The following is a 16,092-nucleotide window of genomic DNA, read 5'->3' on the forward strand; positions in this document are numbered from 1 at the left end:
AAATTGGGGAGGATTATAGCGTGAAATTACCTATTTCAGCAAAACTCTCGTAAAGTATTCACACGAGTAGCAAGCAGTAAAGAATAATGGATAACTTACCTCTTCGACTTGGATTGACAATGTGGTCGCACAATCAATGGCAACAAAGTTTTTACGGCAGCGGGACAAAGCCCGCTGAACGTTTAGAAAGGTATGCGCAAGTGTTTCATACCGTGGAAGGCAACACGACATTTTATGCCACACCGACGCTCAATACAGTGCAAAACTGGAGAGCCGCAACCCACGATGATTTTCGCTTTACTTTCAAACTTCCTAAAGCCATTACTCATGAGCAAATGCTAAGAGGTTGCAGCGAACAACTGAGAGACTTCATGAAAGTCATGGAGCCTTTGCATGACCGTGTGGGCCAATGGACAATTCAATTACCAGCCGCATTTGGTCCTGAGCACCTTGATCGACTGAAAAAGTTCTGTGCGAGCTTTCCACCTAACTTCCCTCTCGGTGTTGAGGTTCGCCATATGGCATTTTTCTCCAAAGGCGAAGAAGAGCGAGCACTTAACCAATGGTTAGTAGAGAATAATATTGACCGCATTATTATGGATAGCCGCCCAGTCTTTGCCGCTAAGCCCGACAATGAGGCGATTATTGATGCACAAATGAAAAAACCACGAGTCCCTGTTCACGCCATTGCTACCGCTTCACACCCTTTGATTCGCTTTATTGGTCATCCAGAAGAACAGCAAAATTACGAGTTTTTTAAACCATGGCTCAACAAGTTGCCACAATGGATTGCCGAAGGTAAACAGCCATATGTCATGATCCATACCGCAGACAATATAATTGCGCCAGAGTTGGCTGCAAACCTGTATAAAGACATACAAAAACGTATCACGCTCCCTGAGTTAGCGCCTTTCCCAGCTGACGATGGCAACTCGCAGTTACAGATGTTCTAACGCAACACATGACAGAGGCGCGAAATTCCCATAAAATACGCGCCTTTTTTGGTGCCTGACATTTTCAGGCGGCTTGTATGCAGAGACTTAGTTATGAACCCTAAGAGCAATCCAGATACTATTTTTTCGGCTCCAATCGATAAAATTGGGGATTTCACGTTCGATGAACGCGTAGCGGAAGTATTTCCTGACATGATTCAACGATCGGTACCGGGTTACAGCAATATCATTTCTGCAATCGGTATGCTGGCAGAGCGTTTTGTAAAACCTCACTCAAACATCTATGACCTTGGCTGTTCTTTGGGTGCTGCAACATTGTCTATGCGTCGCCATATCAAACAAGAAGGTTGCCAAATCATCGCAGTGGACAACTCTCCTGCGATGGTTGAGCGTTGTAAACTTCACGTCAACGCTTACCGCAGTGACACTCCTGTGGATGTAGTAGAAGCAGACATTCGCAATATCGAAATTGAAAACGCGTCAGTGGTGGTGTTGAACTTCACTTTGCAATTCCTCTCTCCAGAAGATCGTTACTCCTTGCTCGAGAAAATTTACGCAGGCCTGCGTCCAGGCGGCATTTTGATTCTATCGGAGAAGTTCGTCTTCGAAGATGAAGTGTCGAACGAACTGTTAATTGACCTTCACCACGACTTTAAACGTGCGAATGGTTATAGCGAACTAGAAATCAGCCAAAAGCGTAGCGCGATAGAAAACGTAATGCGCCCAGATTCAAAGAAAGAACATAAAGAGCGTTTCGCTAAAATTGGCTTTTCTAGCTACGACGTTTGGTTCCAATGCTTTAACTTCGGCTCCATGTTCGCGATTAAATAGACCATGCATACCAAGCCTGAACCATACCGATTTCGGCTTTTGTTAATAATTTATACCCATCAACTCAGCGATTGACTAACTATGTTTAACTTTGCAAATTTCTACCAATTGATTGCCCAAGACACTCGTCTTCAACCTTGGCTTAATGTGCTTCCGCAACAGCTAACGGATTGGCAAAATGCAGAGCACGGTGACTTTGGTCGCTGGTTGAAAGCCCTGAACAAAATCCCAGCGGGTAGACCGGACAACATCGACATTGTTGATTCTGTCACGATTTCAAACAATGAGCCGATGCCTCAAGGGGAACTTAAAAAGCTAGAAAGCTTACTTCGTACATTCCATCCTTGGCGCAAAGGCCCATACCACGTACACGGCATCCATATTGATACTGAGTGGCGCAGTGATTGGAAATGGGACCGCGTGCTTCCGCATATTTCACCATTAAAGAATCGCAGCGTACTCGATGTAGGTTGTGGTAACGGCTACCACATGTGGCGCATGCTAGGCGAAGGTGCACGCTTAACTGTCGGTATCGATCCATCTCACCTGTTCCTGATTCAGTTCGAAGCAATTCGTAAACTAATGGGCGATGACCAACGTGCACACCTACTGCCATTGGGCATTGAACAACTACCTAAGTTAGAAGCGTTCGATACGGTATTCAGCATGGGCGTGCTTTACCATCGCCGCTCGCCTCTCGATCATTTAGTGCAACTAAAAGATCAATTGGTATCTGGAGGTGAACTCGTATTGGAAACACTCGTGATTGAAGGTGATGAGAATGCAGTACTGGTCCCGACTTCTCGTTACGCGCAAATGCGTAATGTCTATTTCTTCCCTTCAGCAAAAGCCCTAAAAGTGTGGCTAGAATTGGTCGGTTTTGAAGATGTTCGTATCGTTGATGAAAACATCACATCCGTAGATGAACAACGTACCACAGATTGGATGACGCATAACTCTCTACCTGACTACTTAGATCCGAACGACCCAAGCAAAACTGTAGAAGGCTATCCTGCCCCTCGCCGCGCGGTTCTTGTCGCTCGCAAATCATAATTCGCTGAGATTCCTGACATTGTCTTAACTCATTTTACGAGTTAAGACATTACCCTCTTTCCTCGTAATGAGCGAGTTTGTTTTTTGAATCCATTTTTCACGTCAAAATATAAGCACGCTCTAAATAAGGATGCGCTTTTATGTCCTTGATTTTTGGCTTTTCATCACTATTCCTCAAACAATAAGTAATAGAGAAACATTCTTACTTGTGAGGCTTTATCGATATAAGCTAAACTCCTAAAAAATAAACAACTTAATCCAATCCCAAGGTTTTCAATGTTATTACGATTGACCCCGATTGTTGCCATCGCCTTACTATCTGGATGCTCACTAACCAAAGGCGAACAGTACCACCAAGAAACGTTAGCGGCGATTCAAAATTCAGAAGCGAATGTCAATAATCGCATTACCAACCTAGAGCTACAGCTCAGCAACCAATCGGACTATATCGACAGCCTTGAAGAACAAGTCGATAAACTACAGGTTGAACTTCTTACATTTCGCGATGAAGCAATGGCAGAAGTAAAAAAACCGAAAGAGCCGATTATTGTCCAATCTCCCGCTCCTGTGGAACCAACCCCAACTCACGATATTGTCCTTGGCTCTATCGAAAAGGTCACTGTAGAGTCGATTAAGCAAACTTTTGATGCACGTATCGACACTGGTGCCGCGACGTCGTCTTTAAATGCCGTTGATATTGAAGAGTTCGAAAGAAATGGCAAAAAATGGGTCCGATTCCACTTAGCAGACACCAGTAAATCCGAAGAAGAGAAAAGTACTTGGATCGAAGCTCCTGTCATTCGCTACGTCAAAATCCGCCAGGTTACCAGTGAAGAGTTAGAACGCCGCGCTGTGGTAGAACTTTGGGTGCGCGTTGGAAAAATTCATGAAAAAGCGCAATTTACGTTGGCAGATCGCTCACATATGAACCATCCTATTTTACTGGGTAGAGAATTTATGCGCGACATAGCACTTGTCGATGTAAGTCGTACCTATATCCAAACGGACGAAGATAAAAAATAATAAGGTAGATTATGACGTCAAAAATACCGTTTTACCTTTCTATCATCTTATTGGTGATTGCGGGCATTGCTCTGAGTGTTTTCAGACATGAAAACTACGGCGTGCCTTGGACGCCAGGCGAAACTCGCCAGGTATGGGATGTAGAAGCTCGTATTGAGTTCAATGCTAACGGCAACGAAGTAAAAGCGTCACTTGCAGCACCTCATACACAAAGTGGTTACACACTTATCGGTGAATCTGCTTCCTCATCAGGTTATGGCGTTTCCTACATCAATGACGATTCAGGCCGTCGTGCAGAATGGTCAATTCGCCAAGCTCAAGGGCCACAAACCATATACTACAAAGCCCAGTTCTTAGTAGACCCTCAGGCTAAAGTCACTCCTTTACCGCCAACGGAAGACATTACGCCACCAACGCTATCAGCACCACAAGCAGCAGCGGCAAATGCCCTTATCGAACGTGCGATGAGTCGCTCAGCCGATAATGTGACGTTTACTCGTGAGCTTATCAAAGCGCTTAATGACCCAGATAGCCAAAACTCGTCGCTACTACTGAACGATTTCAGCCGTACTGATGCACTGCATAATATTTTGCTTACCGCAGGTATACAGAGCAAAACCGTCGGTGTTATCGAACTAGAAGATGGTCGTCGACGCCAAACAATTCAACCAATGGTTCAGGTTTGGTCAGGTAAAGATTGGGTACTGTTTTCGCCAAAATCCGAACAAAAAGCAGTGAAACCCAACTTGTTAGTGTGGGATGAATCAAACGTATCCTTACTTGACCTTGTTGGTGGTAAAAATAGCCAAGTGCATTTCTCGATGATTAAGCAAGAAATGACACCACAACAAGCTACAAACAACAAAATAGAAGCAGATGGATTACTGAATATTTCAATTCATAGCCTACCTTTGGAAGAGCAAGCGATGTTCAAAACCATCATGCTCATCCCTATTGGTGCTCTGATCGTTGTGTTCTTGCGTGTGATTATCGGCCTGAAAACATCCGGTACCTTCATGCCTGTGTTGATTGCCGTTGCTTTTGTTCAAACTCAACTATTAACGGGTATTGTCGGTTTCTTGCTAATTGTAGGTACAGGCCTGATTATTCGAAGCTATTTGTCTAGGTTGAACTTATTGCTGGTAGCAAGGATATCTGCGGTCATTATTACCGTTATTATGATCATCTCGGTGTTCACCGTTGTTGCGTTTAAAATGGGCTTAACAGAAGGCCTAACAATTACCTTCTTCCCTATGATCATCTTGTCTTGGACGATTGAACGTATGTCAATCCTATGGGAAGAAGAAGGTGCGAAGGAAGTTGCTCTGCAAGGTGGTGGTTCATTGCTGACAGCAGTATTAGTTTACCTTGCAATGACGAACTCATACATTCAACACTTAACCTTTAACTTCATTGGTCTACAGTTGATTGTTCTGGCCGGTATTCTATTACTAGGTACTTACACAGGTTACCGCCTCACTGAGCTACGACGCTTCAAACCACTAGCGGAGGACTAAACGATGTTCGAAAGTTTTACTTCGCCGTCTAAGCTTCGCCATAAAGGCATTATGGGGATGAACAAGCGTAACCACAGCTATATTGGCCGTTACAATGATCGTTCTAAATACCCACTTGTCGATGACAAGCTAAAGACCAAAATTATTGCACAGGCAGCAGGAGCAACAGTTCCTGCCCTGATCGGTGTCATTCATAACCAAGCTGAAGTTAAGACTATCCACAAAATGGTTGAGAACTGGCCTGGTTTTGTAATCAAACCTGCACAAGGTAGTGGCGGTAAAGGCATTCTGGTTGTTACGTCTCACAAAAACGGGGTATATACCAAACCCTCCGGCTCTACAATTGGTAGGGATGAGGTCGAGCGTCACATTAGTAATGCGCTTGCTGGCCTTTTCTCTCTTGGTGGTAAAAATGACGTTGCTGTGGTTGAAAACTTAATCAAGTTTGATGACTGTTTTGATGGCTTCAGTTATGAAGGCGTACCAGATGTTCGGATCATCGTATTTAAAGGTTATCCAGTTATGGCGATGATGCGCTGTTCTACAGCGGCTTCCGACGGCAAAGCAAACCTTCACCAAGGTGCCGTAGGAGTAGGCATTGACATCGCGACAGGTAAAGCCGTCAGAGCGGTGCAGTTCGATCATCCAGTGACTCATCACCCTGATACAGGTAAAGACCTTTCGACCCTTCAAGTACCGCATTGGGAGCGCTTGCTGGAGCTTGCGTCAAGTGCCTGGGAAATGACAGGTTTGGGATACATGGGTACGGATATGGTGCTGGATAAAGATGAAGGACCTATGGTTTTAGAGCTTAACGCTCGCCCTGGTCTGGCAATCCAAATCGCTAATGGTGCAGGCTTGCTTCCTCGTTTGAAACACATAGAGAGCCTTGGCACACCTGCTGAGTATCCAAAACCGATTGAACGCGTCGCTTACGCAGCAGAGCAGTTCGGTGTGAAGCCGTTGTTCTAACCCTCCGACCTAATGTTCGTTATTACTCGCCAGTAATTGTCATGATTACTGGCGTTTTTGTTCCCGCATCCAAAAACCTTGCACTTGCTCTCCTTATTAAACACATCCTTCTCATATATAAGTTGAATCAATGATCGAGCTAACAAAATCAACATAGATCGTTTCTTTTCTACTTTGCCTTTTGAGTATGATGAGAGCTCCCCTTACTCAACTTGAGAGGTTGGGAAATGCTAATAAAAGAAACAAATAATGATGAACCAGAGCTTGAAGAACAAGAGAGCTTAGACCAACACCTACAACGCTTGTCTGAGCTTTCTGTCCAAGCACTTGAAGAGCTTGCTGAAATGATCGAAGTCAGGGACGATATTCCAGAGGAATAAACGTCGCTTCCTCATTAAGTTCCGTTAATAAGCCGAGACTGCCGTCCTACAGTCTCGGCTTATCTTATGTATTTCGAAGCCTGCCTCGTAAACAGATACAAAAACGCCCGCGTTCATTGCGGGCGTTTTGTTAGATTCGCAGTTTACGATTCAAACTCTTCAATCATCTCTTGTGCTTCAGTCTTAGGCTTATCCGTTTGACCAAAACCACGCAAGCCAACCACGTGTACGTGTTCGTGATCTTTAAACACCTTACGCACCAGTTTGTAGGTCGTACCTTTCTCTGGGCTGATGTTTTCAGGCGCCGCGATAAGAAGCTGCATATCCAGACGGTCACACAATTCGAACAATGTCGCGATCGATTTCGCATCCAGACGCGCGGCTTCATCCAAGAAGAGCAGACGACAAGGCACAATGTCTTTGCTGCGTAGACGACGAGACTCTTCTTCCCAGCTTTGAACAACCATAAGAAGGATTGACTGACCGGTACCGATCGCTTCACCTGTTGATAGCGCGCCAGACTCAGCCTGTAGCCAACCATCTGTACCACGGTTCACTTCTACACTTAGCTCTAGGTAGTTACGGTAATCCAGTAGCTCTTCACCCAGAACTTGAGGTGAACGTTGACCCATATCGATGTGTGGGTTCACGCGTTGGAACAGTTTCGCCATTGCTTCAGAGAAGGTAAAGCGAGTCGATTCAAACAGGTCTTTATGCTGCTCTTGTTGTGTCGCTAGGCCGTTCAGTAGCACTTCGTGACTTTCGCGGATCTTCACGTTTAGACGTACGCCCTTCACCTGACCAAACGAGATGTTCGACAGGCCTTGGTTCAGCATACGAATACGGTTTTGCTCACGTTGAATCGTCTTCTTGATAATGCTCGCTACTGACTCAGAGCTGATCGCTAGACGGTTTTCACGTTGGGTTAGCTCTTCCGTTAGACGCGCCAGCTCGACTTCCATCTCTTCGATTGCTTCAACTGGGTCATCAGTACGGATGATATCCTGACGAATACGCTCACGAAGGTGTTGGTATACAGCAATATAGAACAGAACTTTACGCTCTGGACGTGCGTTATCTTCTGATAGACGCAGCGCATCACGCAGGTCGTCATTGTTCGCAACCGCTAGACGCAGCGCACCCAGTGATTTATCCGACATCGAACGCAGTTCATCCGCTGACATGTAAGCCAGTTCACGCTTGTGTAGACGACGCTCAACATCATTCTCACGCGCCAGACGAAGTACTGAACACCAGCCAGCTTTCGCAGCAACCACGTACGTACGCAGCTCAACGTATTCTTTCTGAACTTTCTTCAGACGTTTTGCCAAGCCTTTCATCTCTAGTTCAGTAGAGGTTATCGTGCGCTCGTATTCGCTCTTACGGCTGCGAGACGTGTGTAGACGCTCGTGCAATTCGTCACGACGACGCATTGCGCGCTCTTCTGCACCTTCGTCAGCGTTCACGCCAAACTCTTGAAGCTCTTGTTTGAACTCTTGAACCGTTTCCAGTTTCGCTTGGTGTGAACTCTTCAATGATGCCAATACTTGGTTGTATTGGTTCATTTGACCTTGCGATTGCTTCAACTCTTCACGAGAGCGAGTACGCATTTTTTCAGCTTGAACCAGTTTAGCTTTTAGCTGCTCACTCAGTTCGCTACTCTTGTTCAGTAGGTCTACTGAATCAGAGTAAGCGAAGTAGTGACGACGTTCAACGAGATCCGAGAGTGCAAAGATTTGCTTCTTAAGATCTTGTAGCCGCTCGTCTGCCGCTTTGTATTCTGCTTCTAGTGCATCGAATTGCTCTGGGTCAGCATCAAGTGCAGACACAATATTCTCTAATTGCGCGACGGCTTTTGCATGGTTGCTTAAGAAGTTCTTCGCCTCTGCAAGCTGAGCGATTTTCTCTTCTAGCTCATCAAAACGCGCTTGCAATGACTCATCTTCAACAAGCACCATGTGTGACGCTAGCTTGTCCAGAGAAGACAACGCTTGCTTGCTGGTTTGAAGCTGAGAACGTTGTTGTTGCTCTTTCGCATCTAGATCCGCCAGCACGCGAGCAATTTGGTTACGCTTATCACGAATAGTTGCCAGTGCTTGTTCTGGATCGGCGTCAAAAGCAACCTGAATGTGGTTAGACACAAATAGGTTAAACGCTTGGTACAAGCGCTGCATTTTCTGAGAATCAAACGCCGCTTTCGCGTGTTTCTCTACCACTTCTTCTCGTTCGTTACGCAGCAACTCTAGACGCTGCTCACGTGCCGCACGGCCAAACAATGGGATCTCAGGCAAGCGAGAGTAACGCATTTGGCGATCGTTCATACGAACGCAAACCGCGCCCTCTAACTCTTCTGCATCGAACGAGCTGTCATCAAAGGCATCGATGTCACCTTCAATGATGTACAAGTCTTCTGGACAGTCGTCTAGCTCTACCAGTTTCTCTTCGATGCCTGACAAGTCAGAAACAACGATAGCGTGACGAGCCGGACCGTACATCGCACTGAAGTAAGGCGCGTCATCAATCGTGATGTCATCGTAGATCTCAGACAGCAATACGCCGCCCAGTGTATCTGCCAAACCTTTCAGGCGAGGGTCATTTGAACCACCAGGAGAAGCAAGACGCTCAATCTCAGAGTCTAGCTGGCTACGGCGCTCAGCAAGCTTATCTTTAGCTAAAGACAGCTCCCTTTCTTGTTCAAGGACAACTTGCATGTGGTTCATTACCGCATGGCGATCCTCAAGCTCTTCACCGCTCTGCTCTCTCAGTTTCTCTAGCGCATCGTTCGCCGCAATCCAAGCTGGTGCTATTGCTTCAAGCTTACTGATTTCTGCCACCGCGTTTTGCTCTAGACGGCGCTGTTCACCACGCTGATCACGAACTTCTTCTTGAGCTATCTCTACTGATTCGATTTGCGTCGCATGACGTTCACGTTCTTGTTCAAACGTAACCTCATCGGTTAGTTCAACGTGATATTGCTTTTTGTATTCAGCAACCAGTTCACGTGCTTGACGCTGCTGGTTAAGGCTGCGTTCGAGATCACGGTGTTGTGCTCGCCATTGCTGTTCGTTTTGTGCGATTTGTTGTGACTCACGCGCTTTCGCAATTGCGGTTTTCGCATGTTCAGACGCGTCTTTGCGCTCAACTTGACCAACAATGCTTTGTACCAGTTTAAGCGCGGTTTCAAACTGCTCTGCCGCTGCAGAAGACATGTCCAGTTTGTGCTTAACCGATAGCAACGCATTGGTGCTTTCTGACTCTTTGTTCTTAAGCTCAGAGACAAGCGCTTGAGCCGATTCCGCCGTTAGGCTGTCATCGCCAAGTAGTTGCTTCGCTTTCTCCAGCGCTTGAACTGCTTGTTGATATTGAAGGGCGCGAGTTTGCTGAACGTCAAGAGCTTGCTGGTAATCAGCAAGTTGCGTCTTAAGGCTATCCACCTCTTCTTCTGCAACGGTAGCTTGCTCTTCAGCCATCATCACGCGTTCTTGCGCTTCTTCGACTACCATCATTTGTTCTTCAAGACGCTCGCTCAGCCCTTCAAGATCTTCTTGGTAGCGTTCGATCTTCTCTTGCTGACGCAGCGCGTTTTGCACCAGTTGCAAGTGATCAGAAGCCGCTTGGTAGTCTTGCTCTAAAGAAGATTCTGACTCGATCAGCAGTTCCAGCTCTTCTTGAACGCGGTTAAGCAGATTGTTTTGCTCAATCAAGGTCTCGCGAGAACCAAATAACTCTGAACGCAAAGACAATGTCTGTTCTAGTTTTTTACGGCGCTCGTTGGCATGGCGCATATAGTCCGCGGCCACGTAGTTGGTCGACTCTGTAATCAAGTGTTTGAACAAGTCACGATCTGCTTGCGTGGTTTTGATCGCTTCTAGCGTCATGCGGTTTTCACGCAGCGCCGATTCCATATCTTGGAACGCTTTCTTCACGCCGCCGTTTTGTGGCAGAAGGTAGTCACGTAGCGAGCGTGTAATCGCACTTGAGATACCACCGTAAAGCGATGCTTCAATCAGGCGGTAGAATTTAGAACGGTCACCAGAGTTACGCAGTTTCTTCGGAATCACACCGAATTCAAACATTTGCGCGTGGTAATCCACGATCGAAGAGAAGGCTTTAAATTGAACACCTTCAAATTCTGCGATCGATTCTTTTACTTCGTTGATTTGACGTACACGAGCTTGAGTCGCTGATACGCTTTCAATCAAGATATCCGTTGGTTTCACATGGCTTGGAAGACCTTGGATAACAAACGGTTTGATGTCTACTTTCTTATCACGACCCGCAACTTGCTGCAATTTTACTGCGAACAATAGGCGTTGGTTACGTGAGTTCACCACATCTAGCGCCGCATAACATGCGCCCGGCTGTAGCTTACCGTACAAACCTTTGTCGCGAGACGATTGGCTGCTGCCTGCTTCTGTGGTGTTACGGAAGTGCAGTAGCGTTTGGTCAGGAATCAATGCGGTGATGAACGCCGCCATTGTGGTTGATTTACCTGCACCGTTACCACCTGATAGCGTGGTGACCAGACCATCGATGTCAAACGTACGGGCAAAGAAGCCGTTCCAGTTGACCATGGTCAGCGATTGGTATTTACCGCGTTCAATCATGCTCATGCTTCACCCTCTTCTGTCGTTTCTTCTTGGGCTTGGTCGTCTTGATCTTCTTCAGACAATAGGCTGCCTTGGCTTGGCTCTTTGGTGTGCACTACTGCTTCACCATCACGGATCAGACGCAGTTGCGCTTCACGCATGTCATCGCCAATACGTACATCGGCACCAAAGCGGAATACCGCTTCACTGATGCTGAACTTACCGGTTTCACCGATGTTGATGATCATGCCTAGGCGACGCAGACGACGAAGTGACGTACGTACTTTTTCAAACAGCTTTTCTTTATCAAGGTCAGAACCGGTAGCACGGTTCGTCACTAGCTTCATCAGCTTATTTTCATCTGCTAGAGCAAGCAGTTCGTCGTACAGCTCTTGGTTAGTGAAGATGCCTTCGTGCGCAAGACGCTCTGGGCTTAGATAAAGGAAACACAGTACCTTACCCACCAGCATATCCAGTTCAGAAAGAACACTACGGCCAATCAGAGACGTTGAACGAGGACGAAGATAGAAGAAACCTTCTGGCGCTTTCACCAATTCGGTGTTGTAGCGTTGGTAGAAAGAAGAAAGCTCAAGTTCGAAATCCGACAGCAACGCGTGGTTGTCTAGATCTTCACTTGAGATATGACGCCCTGCTCGAAGCATGCTGTCTAGCGCTGGGAACAGAGGGTTAGAAATTGCTTTTGCCAGATTCTCTGACATGTATTCATTAGTATCGGTCGATGACATTCGCTTGTACCTTTGCCCCAAATTCGTTGATTGCTTTCCAGTCTGGTTGAATCGCTTGGTAATCCGATTCTGAATACCCTAGACGTACAGCTTGATCGACGATAATGCGAGCTAAATCAAAATGATGAGTATAAGGGTGCTGTGCAAGGTAATCTCGCAGTACCACACTCAAATCGATTGGTGTGCCTTGATCTTTATGCGCTTTTAGCATGTCACCAATTCGTTCAGACAACTCATCATTGACTTGTTGAAACTCTTCGTATTCTACTTCCATCGGAACTTGACCCGTGACCTCGTCATCACGCAGTACTAGGGCCTCATCACGAAGGTCAGAAAGCCTCTCCGCATCTGCATAAGTCAGATACCAAGGCGCATCGAAGTATTCTTTGACGGATTGACGCAGACGCGAGCTAAACGCACGGTTCTTATCCATATCGATTGCAGTACGAATAAACTTGTGCACGTGTCGGTCATAACCAATCCAAAGGTCGATAGCTTGCTGGCCCCAGCTTGTGATTCGGTCTAGTTTCATTTGCAGACCAAACAAGGCTTCTTCGATAAACTCCAGCTCAGGGTCACCGTAAACAATTTCTTGAATATCGAGGATCTGAGTTTGCAGTTCATCACTGGCGGCTTGCAGCGTATCTTGAAGTTCACGCAACGTGCTTGATGTTTCTGACAGAAGTGCTTCACAGTTGTTGATCGCTTCGCGCCAGTCCTTGTTAAGCAGGTCAGCAATCTGTTGTTTCACTGACTGTTGCTGCTCATCCATAACACGTTGGTTGAGGTCAATTTGATCGAAAATTTCGCCTACAGAATATTTTAAAACACCGTATACGTTTTTCTTCCAGTGACCCGGTGTGCCACCTTTTTGTGCTGCCTCAATCGCTTTCGCCATTTCATCCGCTACCATGGATAGCTGGATAGATAGACGCAGTTTTGAGAACTCACGATGACGCACGTAGTAGTCGGTTATTCCTATCGCTAATGGCGACAAGCGGTAAATGCTCGCTCCGTCAGTAATTTCACTGACAAAACGGCTCATAAGACGCTGCTTAACCATCTCGTTGATCGCATTGTTCGCACGAAAAGCGGAGGCTTCGCCGGTCTCATCAAATAGTCGAGTGACGATGGCAAATGCATCATGCAGTTCACCTTCACCCAGTTCTTCATCGAACCTTTCATTACTCAGTACGGCAATGGCTATCAAAAATGCCAATCGCTCTGTGGTCAGGTTCAACGAGAAATCGTGCTGCTTAACCCAGCCAACCAGCTCATCGATTGGTTGCTCTGCAGCATTGAGAGTCATCTCACTCATTGTTATTCCTGTTTATCGTTCTTTTTAGCCCACACATGAATGTAGCGGCCTAATGAGAGGTATGGCTCTTGTCGACAAAGTTGTTTTTCTAGCGCCAACACATCTTCAAACTCGTAATCACCCATGTATTCCATATTGCCTATGTAATCACTAAATGAGCGAATACCAGATTTGCCACAAATATTAAAACCTGAATTTTCTATCCACTGGTAGACTTCTTCAGGTTTTAAGCCTTTTTGCGGCTGTAGTTTAAATCTTTTTCGGTGAGGCATGCCGTCTAATATATGAGGAATGTTGCCACAAACTACGTTTTTATAGACTAAACCGTGGTGGTTGTAGAACATGACTGATGCGATGCCTCCCGGTTTTACTTGTTCTAGAACTGTTTCAAGTGCGGCCTTAGGATCAACCAGCCACTCCATCACAGCGTGGAACATAACCAGATCGACCTGTACATCCATATGTTCACCGATGGATTGGACAGGCGAATGAATCAGGCGATACTGCTCAAGCAAACCGTTTTTTTCAATATCCTGCTTAGCCAACTGCAGCATTTCCGAAGATAGATCACATAAAGCGATTCGATGTCCGAGCTTAGCAAGCTTTTGCGACATTTGTGCCAAACCACCACCAGCGTCCAACACTTCTAGGGGTTGCTGGTCAGCATCTAATTCACTTAGAATCTGTAGAAAATCTTCCCACACAATGATTTGGCGGATCTCCCCTTTATCGGAGCCGTAAATATTTTTTGCAAATTTGTGGGCGATATCGTCGAAATTGCGGTCTTCTGTCACTTCTGCTGAGTTATCATAACGGATTGTGCCGCTATTCTGGCACAAGGAAAGCAGGAATAAAGAGGGATACCCTCATTTTTATTATCAATTGATGTTTTTTCGGACTATTTATGTATGTTTGAGCTGAAAAAAGTAGTGTCAGCCATGCTTATGCCCCTTCCGGCATTGCTGCTGATAGGCTTGTTGGGTCTTGCTCTCATTAGTTTTACTACAAAACGTAAAACTGGCTGCTTCGTTGTTCTATTCTCTTTTGTCGGCATTTTTCTTGTTGCCTTCCAACCTGTTTCAACCAAGCTTCTTATGCCGTTAGAGCGAGAGCATAAAGCCTTTTTGCCAGTTTCTGGCACCATCGACTACGTGATGGTTTTAGGGAATGGTCATGTTATCGATGACGAAATTCCACCCACCTCGCAGTTAAGCCGTGCAGCATTAATGCGCTTAACTGAGGGCATTCGTATTTTAAGAATGTATCCAGGCGCGAAATTAATCTTATCCGGCTATGCTGGCGGATATGAAATTAGCCACGCGCGAATGATGGCGAACGTTGCCCTTGCGTTGGGAGTCGCGAAATCCGATATCATTTTATTAGAAGATGCGAAAGATACGTGGGAAGAGGCGCGTCAAGCGGCTGCATTCGTTCAACAAAGGGAGATTGTGTTAGTCACTTCTGCGAGTCACATGAGCCGTGCATTGTATGAGTTCAACGCAGCAGGCATTAAACCAATCCCAGCCCCGACCAACTTCTTAGCTATTAGCGAGATAAGTCAACCTTGGGATAAATACTCACCTAAAGCGCGTTACTTAGAACAAACAGAGCTTTATTGGCATGAGTACTTGGGCAGTATTTGGCAAAGGTTGCGTGATACTGTCGGCCAAACACCAATGGTTGAAGCAAACTAGTATTATCTTGAAGCCACAAAAAAGGAGAGCCGAAGCTCTCCTTTTTCTTTTTACGATTGAGTTATGTTCCAACTAGTCACCAGCAAACATATAGCCTTCGCCGTGTACCGTTACAAAAATCTGTGGGTTCTTAGGATCGAACTCCATTTTTGCGCGCATACGTCGAATAAGAACATCAATGGTGCGGTCATTCGGCGCATCCACTCGATGGCTGATCATGTTCAAAATACGCTCACGACTTAACACCTGGTTAGGATAAGACGATAATGCCACCAAAAGTTCATACTCTGCTTTAGTTAGTTTTACTGGCTCACCGTTGCGGCTAAGTGCGCGACGTTGAATGTCGAATGTCCACTCCCCAAAGCGCACAATGTGCTCTTCACTGGTTTCATTCGCTTTCGAGCTGCCACTGCGCGCCGCTGAAATACGCCACAGCAAGTTTTTAACGCGAACTAACAGCTCTCTCAGTTCAAAAGGTTTTGTCACATAATCGTCAGCACCCATTTCTAGGCCTACGATTTTATCAATGCTATCCGTGCGTCCTGTTACTAATATGATACCAATATCCGATTGGCTACGTAACTCACGAGTAAGCATCAGGCCGTCTTCACCAGGCAGGTTAATATCCAGCATGATCAGGTCTACATCGCCCGCTTGCAAAACTTCACGCATTTCTGCGCCACTCTCTGCTTCGCTGACTTGGTAGCCCTCATTTTGGAAATATCCCGCAAGCTTACTACGAGTTACAACATCATCTTCTACGACTAATACGTGATAGCTCATTTACACCACTTTTCTGTCTTCTTATTATCCAAGACGTATTCTATTCATAACTAGTAACATTTCTAGTCATAGATACATTAAAACGCAAGATTTAGCGTTTTTATTGATTCAAAACAAGCTTGCCCATTGCTATTAATAAACGGTCATTTTTGACCATAAAACATAACAATTATAGTTACTGCTATTCATTTTAATTGATTACACTTAGGGGATATCCCTAATTGACTTTGTGA

13 protein-coding genes are annotated in these 16,092 nt (G+C 45.8%); 8 read left to right on the top strand and 5 right to left on the bottom strand.

Going from position 1 to position 16,092, the window contains the following annotated elements; genetic code table 11:
• Positions 1-119 precede the first annotated feature (119 nt).
• The 7 genes from R7O03_RS11335 to R7O03_RS11365 all read left to right on the top strand — a co-directional run bounded on the left by R7O03_RS11335 (position 120) and on the right by R7O03_RS11365 (position 6,729).
• Positions 120-953, top strand: a complete 834-nt coding sequence (locus R7O03_RS11335) for a DUF72 domain-containing protein (protein WP_224721216.1) — start codon at positions 120-122, stop codon at positions 951-953.
• 93 nt (positions 954-1,046) lie between these two features.
• A complete protein-coding gene (gene cmoA / locus R7O03_RS11340; RefSeq protein ID WP_017635063.1) occupies positions 1,047-1,784 on the top strand; it encodes a carboxy-S-adenosyl-L-methionine synthase CmoA in 738 nt (245 codons plus the stop codon).
• Positions 1,785-1,865: 81 nt separating this feature from the next.
• Complete coding sequence (gene cmoB / locus R7O03_RS11345) at positions 1,866-2,837, top strand: tRNA 5-methoxyuridine(34)/uridine 5-oxyacetic acid(34) synthase CmoB (protein WP_005387902.1); 972 nt, start codon at positions 1,866-1,868, stop codon at positions 2,835-2,837.
• 276 nt (positions 2,838-3,113) lie between these two features.
• Positions 3,114-3,860 (top strand): ATP-dependent zinc protease, encoded by a 747-nt coding sequence (locus tag R7O03_RS11350; RefSeq protein WP_005378391.1) that lies wholly within the window; start codon positions 3,114-3,116, stop codon positions 3,858-3,860.
• An 11-nt stretch (positions 3,861-3,871) separates the two neighbouring features.
• Complete coding sequence (locus R7O03_RS11355) at positions 3,872-5,377, top strand: inactive transglutaminase family protein (protein ID WP_005378389.1); 1,506 nt, start codon at positions 3,872-3,874, stop codon at positions 5,375-5,377.
• Positions 5,378-5,380: 3 nt separating this feature from the next.
• Positions 5,381-6,349, top strand: a complete 969-nt coding sequence (locus R7O03_RS11360; protein ID WP_005378387.1) for an alpha-L-glutamate ligase-like protein — start codon at positions 5,381-5,383, stop codon at positions 6,347-6,349.
• Between the two features lie 227 nt (positions 6,350-6,576).
• The gene (locus R7O03_RS11365; protein ID WP_005378381.1) at positions 6,577-6,729 is read left to right on the top strand and encodes a hypothetical protein; all 153 of its coding nucleotides are present in this window, start codon (positions 6,577-6,579) and stop codon (positions 6,727-6,729) included.
• Between the two features lie 143 nt (positions 6,730-6,872).
• On the opposite strand, the gene mukB is transcribed toward R7O03_RS11365, so the two are convergent.
• From mukB to cmoM, 4 genes are read right to left on the bottom strand one after another with little or no spacing between them, the layout of a single operon-like run.
• A complete protein-coding gene (gene mukB, locus R7O03_RS11370; RefSeq protein WP_318131722.1) occupies positions 6,873-11,336 on the bottom strand; it encodes a chromosome partition protein MukB in 4,464 nt (1,487 codons plus the stop codon).
• A gap of 2 nt (positions 11,337-11,338) precedes the next feature.
• Positions 11,339-12,064 (bottom strand): chromosome partition protein MukE, encoded by a 726-nt coding sequence (gene mukE, locus R7O03_RS11375; protein ID WP_005378379.1) that lies wholly within the window; start codon positions 12,062-12,064, stop codon positions 11,339-11,341.
• Complete coding sequence (gene mukF, locus R7O03_RS11380; RefSeq protein WP_213966496.1) at positions 12,045-13,382, bottom strand: chromosome partition protein MukF; 1,338 nt, start codon at positions 13,380-13,382, stop codon at positions 12,045-12,047. The genes mukE and mukF overlap by 20 nt, the downstream gene beginning before the upstream one ends.
• 2 nt (positions 13,383-13,384) lie before the next feature.
• Complete coding sequence (cmoM, locus tag R7O03_RS11385) at positions 13,385-14,176, bottom strand: tRNA uridine 5-oxyacetic acid(34) methyltransferase CmoM (RefSeq protein WP_025998624.1); 792 nt, start codon at positions 14,174-14,176, stop codon at positions 13,385-13,387.
• A 114-nt stretch (positions 14,177-14,290) separates the two neighbouring features.
• Between cmoM and elyC the strand changes: the two genes are divergently transcribed.
• Entirely contained in the window at positions 14,291-15,076 is a 786-nt protein-coding gene (elyC, locus tag R7O03_RS11390; protein WP_318131715.1) for an envelope biogenesis factor ElyC, read from the top strand.
• 72 nt (positions 15,077-15,148) lie between these two features.
• Here elyC and torR read toward each other — a convergent pair whose 3' ends face one another.
• The gene (torR, locus tag R7O03_RS11395; protein ID WP_005378370.1) at positions 15,149-15,859 is read right to left on the bottom strand and encodes a two-component system response regulator TorR; all 711 of its coding nucleotides are present in this window, start codon (positions 15,857-15,859) and stop codon (positions 15,149-15,151) included.
• Positions 15,860-16,092: the final 233 nt, after the last annotated feature.

This window comes from Vibrio sp. Vb2960, from assembly GCF_033337665.1.
GTDB classification, from domain to species: Bacteria; Pseudomonadota; Gammaproteobacteria; order Enterobacterales; family Vibrionaceae; genus Vibrio; species Vibrio alginolyticus.